The sequence below is a fragment of the Dactylosporangium sp. CA-152071 genome, assembly GCF_050936335.1.
In the GTDB taxonomy this organism is placed as follows: Bacteria; Actinomycetota; Actinomycetes; order Mycobacteriales; family Micromonosporaceae; genus Dactylosporangium; species Dactylosporangium maewongense.
On record NZ_JBNJMZ010000002.1, the window covers coordinates 3,271,806 to 3,284,743 of the forward strand.

Sequence of the window (12,938 nt, forward strand, 5' to 3'; positions counted from 1 at the left end):
ATCCGAGAAAAGTTCCGGCGGGCGTGCAGCGTTCGGGTGGGCGGGGACCGTTCTATCCGCGGCGGAGGGAGCGGCCCTTTGAAGGCAGAGGATCCGGACGGGTTCCGGGAGTTCGTGGCGGCGCGGATGGCGGCGCTGCGAAACCTGGCATACGTCACGTGCGGGGACTGGCACTCGGCGGAGGACGCCGTCGCCAACGCCCTGGCCAAGTTGTATCCGCGCTGGTCGCGGCTCGACCGACCGGACCTGTACGCGCAGACGATGGTCGTGCGGGCAGCGATCGACGAGACCCGGCGGCCGTGGTGGCGGCGGGAACGATCCGCCGGCGACCAGGTGCCGGACGTCGCGCAGGCCGATCCCAGCGGTGTCTCCGACGAACGCCTGACCGTGCGCAGGGCGCTGCAGGCGGTGCCCGTCCGGCAGCGGGCGGTGCTGGTGCTGCGGTACTACCTGGGCATGACGGCCGAGGAGGCCGCGGAGGTGCTCGGGATCCGGGCCGCATCGGTCAGGAGCCAGACGACCAGAGGTCTGGCGAATCTCCGGGCGGCCCTCGCCGCCGGAGGCGTGGTCTTGGATGAACCGTCTGAACTCGGAGAGTGGACCAATGCAGATGCAGGACCTGGTGGAGCTGGCGACGTCAGAGCCACCGCCGCTGCGGCACGACGCTGACCAGATCCTGGCGGCGGGCCGGCGGGTCCAGCGCCGCCGCCGGATGGCGACCGGTGCCGCCGCGGCCGCGGTACTGGGGGTGATCGCCGCCGCCGTCGCCGTGCCCGCCCTCGGACGGGGCGGCGAGGAGGCACAGCTCCAGATGGGTGCCCCGGAGAACAACCAGCCGGTGCCCGCGACGGCGGAGCCGTTCACGTTCACGTTCGGTGGTTACAAGGTCGGGAAGCTGCGGGTGGCGCAGCCGGTCGACGTGTCGACGGCGTACCAGCTCGCCTCCGTGTACGCGGACGGGCTGACCACCACCGACAAGGCCGCCGACCCGAACGCGCCGGCGCAGGACGGCAAGAAGCTGTACGCGTACCTGACCGTGTACCGGGCCGGCGCGTACGACCCGTCGAAGCTGACCGGCACGCAGCCGGTGACCGTCGGCGGGCGGCCCGGGCTGGAGGCCGGCGGCCCGTACCTCGGCTGGGCGACGCGGCGGACGCTGGCGTGGCAGTACAACACGGATGCGTGGGCGGTGATCCAGGCCAGCTCCGACGACGCCGCGTACCCGTCGGCGAAGGACCTGCGCGACCTCGCCGCCGGGCTGCGCGGCCAGACGCCGGTGCCGGTGAAGGCACCGGTGAAGCTGGGCTACGTGCCGGCCGGATACCGCCTGCAGGAAGCGTCGATGCACGCCATGACGGGGCTCAACGGGATCGCCGCCGCCCGCGACGGCGACTACGCGGGCCTGCTGTTCAGCAACCCGGCCCTGCCGACGACCGGCCTGACCGCGCCGTTCGGCGGTGAGGACGGCGCCGACCCGAAGGGCAGCTTCGTGGTGTACGTCGTGCCGGCCGCCAACTCCAACCAGCCGCCCTCGCCGGGCGTGACCTGCGGCAACGGCTTCTGCAACCGGTGGGTCGGCGGCGTGAACATCCAGGTCAGCAGCGGCGGACGGCTGACCGACACGGAGATGACGAAGGTCCTCGACGGCGCCACCCTCGCCGACGTGAAGAACGAGCGCACCTGGACGCCCGTGCCGGCCTGACGTGCCTGACGACGGCGACGGCCACCCACCGGTCGGTGGGTGGCCGTCATCGTTCCCGGGCGTTGTTCAGGTGATCGGTCAGGTGATCGGGTCGGGGGCGACCTCCGGCTTGGTGGCCGGGCGGGCGGCGTCGACGCGCGGGTCGCCCTCGTCGGCGAAGTAGTCCGCCGCGCTGGTGTCGTCGCCGCCGTCGGTGACCGACGCGGCCCGCAGGATCAGCGTGAGCAGCGCCGCGACGATCAGGTTGACCGCGACCGCGACGAAACCGACGTAGATCGTCTTCGCGGAGTCGAAACCGAACTCCTTCAACGGGAACGCCGAGCCGCCGAAGTGGGCGCGCTTCGTGGCGGCGTTCGGGATCTGGTACAGCATCCACATGCCGAGGCCCATCCCGGCGACCCACCCGCCGATCAGCGCGCCGCGGTGGAACCACCTGGTGAACAGGCCCAGCGCGACCGCCGGCAGGGTCTGCAGGATGATGACGCCGCCGATGAGCTGCAGGTCGATGGAGAACTGCGGGTCGACGAAGACGACGAAGACCAGCGCACCGACCTTGACCAGCAGCGACGTCACCTTCGACACGGTCGCCTCCTGGTGCGGGGTGGCGTCGCGCTTCAGGTATTCGCGGTACACGTTGCGGGTGAACAGGTTCGCGGCGGCGATCGACATGATGGCGGCGGGGACGAGCGCGCCGATGCCGATCGCGGCGTACGCGATGCCGGCGAACCAGTCGGGGAAGAGCTTGTCGAACAGCATCGGCACGACGGTGTTGTTGTCGTTGGTGCCGTTCGGGTTCTTCAGCGGGGTGACACCGGCGGCGATCGCGGCGTACCCGAGCAGCGCGATGAGGCCCAGCAGCAGCGAGTACGCCGGCAGCGCCGACATGTTCCGCTTGATCACGTCGCGGTTCCTGCTCGCCAGTACACCCGTGAGGCTGTGCGGGTAGAGGAACAGCGCGAGCGCGGAGCCGAGGGCGAGGGTGATGTACTGCAGCTGGTTGTTGGCGTTGAGGAGGATGCCGTCGGTCGCCGCCGGGGTCTTGTCGAACTTCGCGTCGGCGGCGTCGAAGATCGCACCCCAGCCGCCGAGCTTGTACGGCAGGTAGAACACCGCGACGAGGATGACGACGTAGATCAGGGTGTCCTTGACGAACGCGATGAGCGCCGGCGCCCGCAGGCCGCTGGAGTAGGTGTAGGCGGCGAGGATCGCGAACGCGACGATGATCGGCAGGTGCCGGGCGATCGCGCCCTCACCGGTCACCCCCATCGTCTTGAGCACGGACTCGATGCCGACGAGCTGCAGCGCGATGTACGGCATGGTCGCCACGATCCCGGTGACCGCGATCAGCAGCGCGAGCGTCGGTGACTGGAACCGGGCCCGCACGAAGTCGGCCGGCGTCACGAACCCGTGCCGGTGCGACACGGACCACATCCGCACCAGGACCAGGAACACGAGCGGATAGATGATGACGGTGTACGGCACGGCGAAGAAGCCGGCCGCGCCGGCCGCGAACAGCAGCGCCGGGACGGCGACGAACGTGTAGGCGGTGTACAGGTCACCGCCGACGAGGAACCAGGTGATCCAGCCGCCGAAGTTGCGGCCGCCGAGTCCCCACTCGTCGAGGTGGTTGAGGTTGTCCGGGCGGCGCCAGCGGGCGGCGACGAAGCCGACCACGCTCACCCCGACGAACAGGATGACGAAGATCGCGATCTCGACCTGATGGTCACGCCACATCGCCGGTCACCGCCGCTTCGTCATCTGGTAGACCAGCGTCGTGGTGCCGACGCCGACGGCGATGATGGCCAGTTGCATCCAGTAGAACCGGGGGAAGCCGAGCAGGCGGGGACTGTCGGCGTTGTACCAGACGGTGACCAGCGGCAGCACGATCGGGATGAACAACAGCCAGTTCCACGGGCTCTTGTCCGCGGCCCGGGGGGTGTCGGGGAGTTCGGGACCGGTCACGGCCTACCTCCTTCACGAGGGTTGTGCGCGCCTGGCGGGCGGCCAGGTAGATCGACGTAACCTGATCGGCGTCCCGGCCGCTGACCGGTGGGGTCACGGATCGGCGAACGGTCGGTTCCGCGCGCCGGACGGTGTCCTGGATCACACCAACGGGGTCCTGTTCGGTCCCTGCGGCCCTTCCGCGGCGCCCTTCCGTGTGCCTCTCGCGGGCCCCTTCCGCGGGCCTTTTCTGTGTGCCCGGCGCGGGCGGGCGGTCATCGCGCCAGTTCGGCGGGCGTGGCGTTGCCGCCGGTCAGGATCACCGCGACCCGCTCCCCCATCAGGTCGGGCCGGGCGAGGACCGCGGCCAGGGCGGCGGCGCCGGCGCCTTCCGCCTGGGTGTGCGCGCTGCCGGACAGCACCCGCCGGGCGGCGTCGATCGCGTCGTCGTCGACGAGCACGAAGTCGGCCAGCAGGTCCCGCAGGATCTTCTGCGGCAGCTCGAACCCGCGCCCCGTCGCCAGCCCGTCGACCCTGGTCCGGTTGTCCCGCCGCACACAGGCACCGGACCGCCACGAGTCGTGCGCGGCCGGCGCGGCGCTGGACTGCACGCCGACGACCCGGCAGCCGGGCGCGACGGCGGCGGCGACCACGCAGGCGGCGGCCGCTCCTGTACCGCTGCCGACCGGCACCACCACCGTGTCGAGGTCCGGGTGCCGTTCGAACAGCTCCAGGTAGGCGGTCCCGACGCCCGCGATCACGGCCGGCTCGTCGCCCGGGCTGACCAGCCGCCCGCCGACCGTCCTGGCGTGCGCCTCGGCGTGCGCCTCCGCCTCGGCCATGTTCGCCCCGTGCGGCGTCACGGTCGCGCCGAGCGCCCGCACCGCACGGATCTTGAACTCCGCGGCCCCGGCCGGCATCACGACGTGCGCCGGGACGCCGAACGCGCGGGCGGCGTACGCGATCGACCGGGCGTGGTTGCCGGTCGAGTACGTGACGACGGGTTCCCCCGCGTCCAGGCCGGCCATGAGGTTGAGCGCACCGCGGACCTTGAACGCGCCGGTCGGCTGCGCGTTCTCGTGCTTGACCACCACCCGGCGGCCCGCGACCTCGTCCAGCAGCGGATACGACCAGGACGGCGTTGCCGGGAGGTGCGGGTCGAGCACCCGCCGGGCACCCAGCACATCGTTGAGACTCACCATGGGCTCCAACTTGGTGCCGGTACCATATATAAATCCAATGCCGAGTTTCTCGGAAACTCATAGGTGGGATCTATGCTTGACGTGACGCGCCTACGGGTGCTCGCCGCGGTCGCCCGGCACGGCTCGGTCACCGCCGCCGCCGAGGCGCTGCACTACGCCCAGCCGTCGGTCAGCCACCACCTGTCGCGCCTCGAGGCCGAGACGGGCGCGTGTCTCGTGCAGCGCGTCGGCCGCGGCGTGCGCCTCACGCCCGCCGGCCGGCTCCTCGCCGAGCGCGCCGAGGAGATCCTGGGCCGGCTCGACGCCGCCGAGGCCGAGCTCGAGTCGCTGACCGGCCTGACGTCCGGCCGGGTGCGGCTCGCCGCGTTCCCGTCGGCGCTGGGGTCGTTCGTGCCGCTCGCCGCCGCCCGCTTCGCCGCGTCGCACCCGGGCGTCGCGCTGAGCCTGGTGGAGGCCGAGCCGCCGGAGGCCCTGCGGCTGCTCAAGGCCGGCGAGGTCGACCTGGCGGTCGTCTTCGACTACGCCGGCGGCGACCCGGTCCCGGACGACGGCGTCCGGCTGACCCCGCTGTTCGACGAGCCGCTGCACCTCGTCACCGGCCTCGCCGAGACCCGCGACCTGGCCGGCCTCGCCGGCGCCCGCTGGATCGGCGGCTGCGAACGCTGCCGGACGAGCCTCGTGCGGCGGTGCGCGGCGGCCGGGTTCACGCCAGAGATCGCCTTCACCACCGACGACTACGTCGCCGTGCAGGCCCTGGTCGCCGCCGGCCTGGGCGTCACGATCCTGCCGGACCTGGCGCTGCGCGCACACCGCTCGGCGGGCGTCCGGGCGCAGCCACTCCCCGGCCCGGGCCGCCGCGTGACCGCCGCCCTCTACGGCACGCCCCCGGACCCGCCCGCCCCCGCCGCCCTGCTCGCCGCCCTCCTGGCCACCGGGCCGCCCGCATAGCCGCTCGGGCCACCAGTGGCGGGCCTGCCGTACAACGGAAGCCGTCGGCAAGTTCTTCGGACCGGTCGTGGACCTTGGTGCTGGTCACCGCACGGCGCTGTTCACGGTCTGCAACGTCCGCCGCGCAGACCTCGAACACTTGCCGCACCTCGACGACTCCGAAACCGGTCTGCTCTGGCTCCCCCGTCGTTTGGCGCTCAGAGGCCACAGACCGGCCCGTTACCTGCGGCGATGAGAGGGGACCGGCAGACCCGGTGGCCCGCCACGCCCCCGCACCGTTCCGGCAGGCAGGCAACGAGCGACCATGCGCCCTCGCGACCGTTCATGACGTAGCCCGGCCGGGGCACGGAGGTGAAGCAGCGCGGGCGGGGGCCTCCGCCGGGCGGCGACCCGGGGCGTCCGACGGACCCGGGCGCGGCGATCAGGCCTGCCCGCCCGCGCAATTCCTTCAACGGTTCAACGACGCGGGCCCGGGCTTGATGCCCGGCGGCGCGCCGGCGGTGGGAACCGGTTACAACTTGATGCCCAGCAGGGCGTCGACGGCGAGGCGCAGCACGGCGGGGGCGTCGCGGTCGTCGCCGGCGTCGGCCAGGGTGGCGTCAACCCAGGCGTCGACGGCGGCCAGGGCGCCCGGCGTGTCGAGGTCGTCGGCGAGGCGCTCGCGGAGCTGGTCGAGCAGCTCGATGCCGGACGGGCCGATGGAGGCCTTGGCGGCGGAGCGCCAGCGGGAGAGGCGCTGCTGGCCGGTCTTGAGGACGTCGTCGGTCCACTGGCGGTCGTTGCGGTAGTGGTCGGCGAGGAGGGCGAGGCGGACCGCCATCGGGTCGACGCCGTCGCCGCGGAGGCGGGAGACGAAGACGAGGTTGCCCTGGCTCTTGGACATCTTGTCGCCGTCGAGGCCGATCATGCCCGCGTGCACGTAGTGCGTGGCGAAGGGGGTCTTGCCGCTGAGGGCCTCGGCGTGGGCCGCGGAGCACTCGTGGTGCGGGAAGAGCAGGTCGTTGCCGCCGCCCTGGACGTCGATGGTGTCGCCGAGGAGGCTCTGGGCGATGACGGCGCACTCGATGTGCCAGCCGGGGCGGCCGGGGCCGAGGTCGCCGCCGTCCCACGCGGGCTCGCCCTCGCGCAGGCCGCGCCAGAGCAGCGGGTCGAGCGGGTCGCGCTTGCCGGGGCGCTGCGGGTCGCCGCCGCGCTCGGCGGCGAGGCGGAGCATCTCGGTGCGGGACAGGTTGGACTCGCTACCGAAGCCGGGGGCGGTCGCGACGCTGAAGTAGACGTCGCCGGTGCCGTCCTCCAGCGCATACGCGTGGCCGCTCGCGATCAGCCCGGACACCTTGCGCGCGATCTGCGGGATGGACTCGACGGCGCCGACGTAGCGCTTCGGCGGGATGATCCGCAGCGCCTCCATGTCCTCGCGGAAGAGGGCGGTCTCGCGCATCGCGAGCACGACCCAGTCCTCGCCGTCGCGGGCGGCGCGCTCCAGCAGCGGGTCGTCGATGTCGGTGACGTTCTGGACATAGTCGACCTCGTGGCCGGCGTCGCGCCAGACCCGGTTGGCCAGGTCGAACGCGAGCATCGTGGCGGCGTGGCCGAGGTGGGTGGCGTCATAGGGGGTGATGCCGCAGACATACATGGTGGCGGGCCTGCCCTCGATCCGCACCGGCGCGATCTCGCGGCGGGCGGAGTCGAACAGGGCGAGGGTGGTCGCACCGGCAGCGGTGCGGGGCAGCGTGGGCACCGCCGGTGCCGACCATGAGTCCATCCGCCAAGACTATCCGCGGGGTACGACCGAAACATCGGGGAAACCGGTGTGACGAACCTAGCGTAGACAGGGCCTTACATCGGCGGCCACGGAATGGCGTGGCGGTCCTCGTCGGGGGCCGGATACCGCTTCTCCTGCAGCAGCTGGGTGATCCGCAGCGCGACGGTGCCGACCTCGGCCGCGGTCAGGTGGTCCGAGAGCGACTCGGCGAGCCCGGCGGTGTACTGGGCGCGCAGCTTCTCCAGCACCTCGATCGCCTCGTCGGGCAGCGGCTCGCCGGCCCAGCCCCACAGGATGGTGCGCAGCTTGTCCTCGCCGTGGAAGCAGATGCCGTGGTCGACGCCGTACACGCGGCCGTCGACGGTGTCGATGATGTGCCCGCCCTTGCGGTCGGCGTTGTTGGCGACGGCGTCGAAGACCGCCATCCGCGCGAGCCGGGGGTCGTCGTCGTGGGCGAGGACGAACGGGCGCCCGCGCTCGTCGCGCGCGCTGAGGATGCGTTTCCACGTACGTGGGACCTTGGCGGCGGGCACGAAGCCGAGGATCGCGTCGTCGGTCTGCAGCTCGTCGTCGATCCACAGCTGGACCATGCCGGTGCCGAGAGGCCCGTCGCGCAGGACGGTCGGCGGGACCACGGACCAGCCGGTGGCCTCGGACAGCAGCCAGGCCGCGTACTCACGGCCGGCGAGGGTGCCGTCGGGGAAGTCCCACAGCGGCCGCTCGCCGCTGACGGGTTTGTACACGCACCTGGCGACGGTCGACCCGTGCGTGATGACGGCCCGCAGGGTCGCGTTGGACGCGTCCATCAGCCGGCCTTCGATCTCCATGGTGCCGTGGCGGAGCAGCTCCAGCGCCTCGTCCTGGGGCAATGCCGGCACGGCGTCTACCGGCGGTAGCCGTTGTGACGCGGGCAGAGGTGCCCGCGGGCGTCGAGGGGCTGGCCGCACAGCGGGCAGGGCGGCCGTCCGGACGCGACGACCCGCTTGGCCCGGTCGATGAACGCGCGGGTCGCCTGCGGCGTCAGCCGGACCCGCAGCCGGTCCCGGTCGGCGCTGCTGAGCTCGTCGTCGTCCTCGTCCTCGGCCTCCTCGGCCTCCTCCTCGCCGACCGCGATGGCCTCGATGACCACGGTCGCGGTGTCGACGTCGAAGGCGAGGCCGAGCGTGCCGACCCGGAACTCCTCGTCGAGGGGCGTGTCGAGCGGCTCGTTGTCGCTGGTGTCGACGGCCGCGGTCTCGGGCAGGTCGACGCCGAAGCGGCGCTGCGCCTCCAGCAGGAGCTCCTCGAGCTTCTCGGCCAGGAGGGTCACCTGCACCTTCTCGAGGGCGACGCTGACCAGCCGCCCCCCGCCGCGCGCCTGCAGGAAGAAGGTCCGCTCCCCCGGCGCGCCCACGGTCCCCGCGACAAACCGCTCGGGCGGCTCAAATGCATACACCTGGTGGCTCACACCGTCACCTCCGCTGCGCTCCGGCGCCGGCGTGAGCGCAACCTGAGCCGCTGGTTCGCGGCTCGTCCGCGACGCTCCGGACCGCTCATGCTAGAACTCTATCCGCATGCTTCGGTCAGCGCTCACGCCAGGCGGCAAGATCACACAGAACCGCCCGAACCGCCCCCGACGGCGGCATCCGACGTCGGCTCCTCGTCGATCTTGGGGACGAACGGCGACAGGTCTCCACCGGTGTCGTTCAGCCGCAGGACGAAGGACCGCAGCGGGGTGTACCGGATCACCGTGACCGACGCGGGCTCGACGGCGATGCGCTGGAACAGGTCCAGGTGCATGCCGAGCGCGTCGGCGACGATCGCCTTGATGATGTCGCCGTGGCTGCACGCGAGCCAGACCGCGTCCGCGCCGTGCGACTCGGTGAGCTTGGCGTCCCACGTACGGATGGCGGCGATCGCACGGGCCGACATCACGGCCATCGACTCGCCGTCGGGTCCGGGGAACACCGCCGCGGACGGGTGCGCCTGCACCGTCGCCCACAGCGGCTCCTTGGCGAGCTCCTTGAGCGGCCGGCCGGTCCAGTCACCGTACCGGCACTCAACGATCCCCTCATCCACCGAAATGTCGGAAAAGTCGGGAAGAGCCAGCGACAGCGTCTCCCGGCAGCGCGGCAACGGGCTGGACACCACCGCCGCCAGGGGCAGCTTCGCCGCGGCGAGCCGCTCCCCGACCGCCAGCGCCTGCGCCTGCCCGACCTCGTCGAGCCCGACGGGCTGGTGGCCGGCGAGCACCCCGCTGGCGTTGGTGTTGGTCCGGCCGTGCCGGAGCAGGAGCAGTGTCGTCACGCGGACAAGCCTGCCATCTCGTACGCGCGCATCAGCTGCCGCATGGTCTGCGTGCCGTGCTCGTGGTCGCCGAAGAGCAGCGCCGCCAGCTCGGTGACACCGGCCTCCTTGTAGGCCTTGAGCCGCTCCGCGATCCGCTCGACGGGCCCGATCAGCGACGTGCGGTCGATGAACTCGAACGGGATCGCCGCGGCCGCCTCGCGGTGCTTCTTCGCCAGGTACAGGTCCTGCACCTCGCGGGCCGCGTCGCCGTACCCCATCCGCGTGGCGAGCGCGTTGTAGAAGTTCTGCTCGCGGCTGCCCATCCCGCCCACGTACAGCGCCGCGTACTGCCGCACCAGCTCCGCGCACATCTGCGGGTCGTCGCCGACGACCACCGGTACACCGGCGCAGATCTCGAAACCGTCGAGCGTCTTGCCGGCCTTGGCCCGGCCCGCCTCGATCGGCTTCAGCGACTCCGCGGCGAACTCGGGCGAGAAGAAGATCGCCAGCCACCCGTCGGCGACCTCGCCGGCGAGCTCCAGGTTCTTCGGCCCGACCGCGGCGAGGTACACCGGGACGTGGTCGCGGGTCGGGTGCAGGGTCAGCTTGAGCGCCTTGCCGGGGCCGTCAGGCAGCGGCAGCTGGTAGTGCTGCCCGTCGTAGGCGACCGTCTTGCGGGTCAGCGCGAGGTTGACGATGTCGATGTACTCGCGGGTGCGCTGCAGCGGCCTGCCGAACCGGACGCCGTGCCACCCCTCGGACACCTGCGGGCCCGACACGCCGAGACCGAGCCGGAACCGGCCGCCGGACAGCTTGTCGATCGTCGCCGCGGTCATCGCCGCCATCGCCGGCGTCCGGGCCGGGATCTGGAACACCGCGGAGCCCAGCTCGATGCGCTCCGTCTGGCCCGCGAACCACGCGAGCATCGACGGGGCGTCCGACCCGTACGCCTCCGCCACCCATACGCAGGAGAAACCGAGGCGGTCGGCCTCCTGCGCGAGGGCCAGGTGCCCGGCCGGTTCATTCCACGCCGCGAGATATCCGAGGTTCAACGCGAGCCGCACAACTGCCTCCCAGGATCCCCCGCGCGACCCTGCACGGGCGGCACCAAGGGTAGCGGGGGGCCCACCTACCCGCCTTCGGTGGGATCCGGCCGTATCGTTCCACCTATGCAGCAGCGACCGCTCGGCCGTAGCGGGCTGGCGGTATCCCGGCTGGCCCTCGGCACCATGACCTGGGGCCGTGACACCGACGCCGACGATGCGGCCGCCCAGCTCAAGACGTTCCGCGACGCGGGCGGCACGCTGCTGGACACCGCCGACGTCTACGCCGACGGCGAGGCGGAGTCGGTGATCGGCGCCCTGGTCGGCCGGCTCGTGCCCCGCGAAGAGCTGGTCATCGCCACGAAGGCCGGCCTGCGACCCGGCATGGCGCGCCGCCGCGACGGCTCCCGCAGCCACCTGCTGCGCGCCCTCGACACCTCCCTCGAACGCCTCGGGACCGACCACGTCGACCTGTGGCAGGTCCACGGGTACGACCCCGACACGCCCCTCGAGGAGACCCTCAGCGCGCTCGACACCGCCGTGCAGACCGGCCGCGCGCGCTACGCGGGTGTGTCCAACTTCTCCGGCTGGCAGACCGCCCGCGCCGCCACCTGGCAGGCCGCCTGGCCCGGCCGCGCCCCGCTGGTCTCCACGCAGGTCGAGTACTCGCTGCTCGAGCGCGGCATCGAGCGCGAGGTGATCCCCGCCTGCTCCGCGCTCGGCATCGGCCTGCTGCCCTGGTCGCCCCTCGGCCGCGGCGTCCTCACCGGCAAGTACCGCGGCGGCGTCCCCGCCGACTCGCGCGCCGCGTCGCCGCACTTCGAGCGGTTCGTCGCCCCGTACCTCGACGACCGCTGCGCCGGCATCGTCGAGGCGGTCGCCACCGCCGCCGGCGGCCTCGGCGTGTCGCCGCTGGAGGTCGCGCTCGCGTGGGTGCGCGACCGGCCGGGCGTCGTCGCCCCCGTCCTCGGCGCCCGCACCGTCGGCCAGCTCCTCGGCGCGCTGCAGACCGAGGAGATCGAGCTGCCCCGCGAGATCCGCGCCGCCCTCGACGACGTGTCGGCTCCGACGTCGGGCTATCCCGAGCGGCAGACATAATCAGCAGATCATGATCCGATCCGCGTTGTCGTCCCTGGTACTGGTAGCGCTCCTCGCCGCGTGCGACTCCGGGGCCCCGGTCAGCCACCCGGACGCGACGGTCCCGACCCCCACCTGGGCGCCGGCACCGTCCGTCTCACCCGCCGGGACCGTCGCCCCGGCCGGCGGACCCGCCTCCGCCGTCGCCGTCTCCGGGTCACGGACAGCCGTCGGGCTGCCGTCCGGCCTCGCCGTTCTGGACACCTCAGGCACTGCGCTGTTGCCCACGTCGGCTCCTGTACGAGCCGTGGTGGCCCTTCCGTCCGGCGGCTTCCGCGCCGTGGCGGGCAGCACCGTGGTGACCGTCGGCGGCGGTGGCGGCACCACGGACCGCTGGGAGCTCCCGGCTCCCGGCACCGCCCTCGCCGTGCACCCGTCCGGCTGGACCGCGGTCACCGTCCCCACCCTCGGCGACGTGATCATCCTCTCCCCCACCGGCGCCGTCACCCGCACCATCCACACCGGCGGCCGCCCCGGCAGCGTGGCCCTCACCGGCGACCTCATCGGCGTCCTGGACCCCGCCGAGACGTCACTCACCGTGTACGACGCCACCTCCGGCACCCGCCGCGAAGGCCTCCGCGCCGGCGACGGCGCCGTCACCGTCACCACCGACGACACCGGCAGGTTCGTGGTCCTCGACGCCCGCGACGGCGAACTCCTGGTCTTCGAGACCGGCCCGCTCCTCCTGCGCCAGCGCTACCCCGTCCCCGGCGGCCCGTACGCACTCACCTTCGCCCGCTCCACGTTGTGGGTCACAGTCACCCAACGTAACGAGCTGGTCGGCTACGACCTGAGCGGCGGCACTCCCCGCGAGGTCGCGCGCCACCCTACCGTCCGCCTGCCGATCGCCGTCGCCGCCGACCCCTCCACCGGCACGATCGCCGTCGCCGGGTCGGCTGAAGGGCTGGTGCAGCGCATTTCGCCGTAGCAATATC

13 protein-coding genes are annotated in these 12,938 nt (G+C 72.6%); 5 read left to right on the top strand and 8 right to left on the bottom strand.

Annotation, left to right across the window (positions count from 1 at the left end; translation table 11 throughout):
* Positions 1 to 78: 78 nt before the first annotated feature.
* A complete protein-coding gene (locus ACQEVZ_RS54725) occupies positions 79 to 669 on the top strand; it encodes a SigE family RNA polymerase sigma factor (protein ID WP_433383773.1) in 591 nt (196 codons plus the stop codon).
* On the top strand, positions 605 to 1,702 hold the full coding sequence (locus ACQEVZ_RS54730) for a hypothetical protein (protein ID WP_433383775.1): 1,098 nt from the start codon (positions 605 to 607) through the stop codon (positions 1,700 to 1,702). Before ACQEVZ_RS54725 ends, ACQEVZ_RS54730 begins: the two co-directional genes overlap by 65 nt.
* Before the next feature lie 78 nt (positions 1,703 to 1,780).
* Here the strand turns inward: ACQEVZ_RS54730 and mctP are convergent, their stop codons facing one another.
* From mctP to ACQEVZ_RS54745, 3 genes are all read right to left on the bottom strand, one after another.
* Entirely contained in the window at positions 1,781 to 3,436 is a 1,656-nt protein-coding gene (gene mctP / locus ACQEVZ_RS54735) for a monocarboxylate uptake permease MctP (protein WP_433383777.1), read from the bottom strand.
* Positions 3,437 to 3,442: 6 nt separating this feature from the next.
* Complete coding sequence (locus tag ACQEVZ_RS54740; protein ID WP_433383779.1) at positions 3,443 to 3,664, bottom strand: DUF3311 domain-containing protein; 222 nt, start codon at positions 3,662 to 3,664, stop codon at positions 3,443 to 3,445.
* Between the two features lie 254 nt (positions 3,665 to 3,918).
* Positions 3,919 to 4,845, bottom strand: coding sequence for a threonine ammonia-lyase (locus ACQEVZ_RS54745; protein WP_433383781.1), 927 nt, complete (start codon positions 4,843 to 4,845; stop codon positions 3,919 to 3,921).
* Between the two features lie 72 nt (positions 4,846 to 4,917).
* On the opposite strand from ACQEVZ_RS54745, the gene ACQEVZ_RS54750 reads away from it, so the two are divergent.
* Positions 4,918 to 5,793, top strand: a complete 876-nt coding sequence (locus tag ACQEVZ_RS54750) for a LysR family transcriptional regulator (RefSeq protein WP_433383783.1) — start codon at positions 4,918 to 4,920, stop codon at positions 5,791 to 5,793.
* Between the two features lie 511 nt (positions 5,794 to 6,304).
* On the opposite strand, the gene mshC is transcribed toward ACQEVZ_RS54750, so the two are convergent.
* The 5 genes from mshC to ACQEVZ_RS54775 form a co-directional block, all read right to left on the bottom strand.
* A complete protein-coding gene (gene mshC, locus ACQEVZ_RS54755) occupies positions 6,305 to 7,555 on the bottom strand; it encodes a cysteine--1-D-myo-inosityl 2-amino-2-deoxy-alpha-D-glucopyranoside ligase (protein ID WP_433383785.1) in 1,251 nt (416 codons plus the stop codon).
* 74 nt (positions 7,556 to 7,629) lie between these two features.
* The gene (locus tag ACQEVZ_RS54760; protein WP_433383787.1) at positions 7,630 to 8,433 is read right to left on the bottom strand and encodes an SCO1664 family protein; all 804 of its coding nucleotides are present in this window, start codon (positions 8,431 to 8,433) and stop codon (positions 7,630 to 7,632) included.
* 5 nt (positions 8,434 to 8,438) lie between these two features.
* Positions 8,439 to 9,002 (bottom strand): DUF3090 domain-containing protein, encoded by a 564-nt coding sequence (locus ACQEVZ_RS54765; protein ID WP_344502147.1) that lies wholly within the window; start codon positions 9,000 to 9,002, stop codon positions 8,439 to 8,441.
* Positions 9,003 to 9,142: 140 nt separating this feature from the next.
* Complete coding sequence (locus ACQEVZ_RS54770; RefSeq protein WP_344502146.1) at positions 9,143 to 9,841, bottom strand: MSMEG_4193 family putative phosphomutase; 699 nt, start codon at positions 9,839 to 9,841, stop codon at positions 9,143 to 9,145.
* Complete coding sequence (locus tag ACQEVZ_RS54775; protein ID WP_433383790.1) at positions 9,838 to 10,887, bottom strand: LLM class F420-dependent oxidoreductase; 1,050 nt, start codon at positions 10,885 to 10,887, stop codon at positions 9,838 to 9,840. The genes ACQEVZ_RS54770 and ACQEVZ_RS54775 overlap by 4 nt, the downstream gene beginning before the upstream one ends.
* A gap of 105 nt (positions 10,888 to 10,992) precedes the next feature.
* Between ACQEVZ_RS54775 and ACQEVZ_RS54780 the strand changes: the two genes are divergently transcribed.
* Complete coding sequence (locus ACQEVZ_RS54780) at positions 10,993 to 11,964, top strand: aldo/keto reductase (protein ID WP_344502144.1); 972 nt, start codon at positions 10,993 to 10,995, stop codon at positions 11,962 to 11,964.
* Between the two features lie 10 nt (positions 11,965 to 11,974).
* Complete coding sequence (locus ACQEVZ_RS54785) at positions 11,975 to 12,931, top strand: YncE family protein (protein WP_433383792.1); 957 nt, start codon at positions 11,975 to 11,977, stop codon at positions 12,929 to 12,931.
* The last annotated feature ends 7 nt before the right edge of the window (positions 12,932 to 12,938 follow it).

Excerpts from the sequence above, each read along its gene's own strand:
- ACQEVZ_RS54730 (WP_433383775.1), top strand. The coding sequence starts at position 605 with ATGCAGATGCAGGACCTGGTGGAGCTGGCGACGTCAGAGCCACCGCCG.
- mctP (WP_433383777.1), bottom strand. The coding sequence starts at position 3,436 with ATGTGGCGTGACCATCAGGTCGAGATCGCGATCTTCGTCATCCTGTTC.
- ACQEVZ_RS54745 (WP_433383781.1), bottom strand. The coding sequence starts at position 4,845 with ATGGTGAGTCTCAACGATGTGCTGGGTGCCCGGCGGGTGCTCGACCCG.
- ACQEVZ_RS54750 (WP_433383783.1), top strand. The coding sequence starts at position 4,918 with ATGCTTGACGTGACGCGCCTACGGGTGCTCGCCGCGGTCGCCCGGCAC.
- mshC (WP_433383785.1), bottom strand. The coding sequence starts at position 7,555 with ATGGACTCATGGTCGGCACCGGCGGTGCCCACGCTGCCCCGCACCGCT.
- ACQEVZ_RS54780 (WP_344502144.1), top strand. The coding sequence starts at position 10,993 with ATGCAGCAGCGACCGCTCGGCCGTAGCGGGCTGGCGGTATCCCGGCTG.
- ACQEVZ_RS54785 (WP_433383792.1), top strand. The coding sequence starts at position 11,975 with ATGATCCGATCCGCGTTGTCGTCCCTGGTACTGGTAGCGCTCCTCGCC.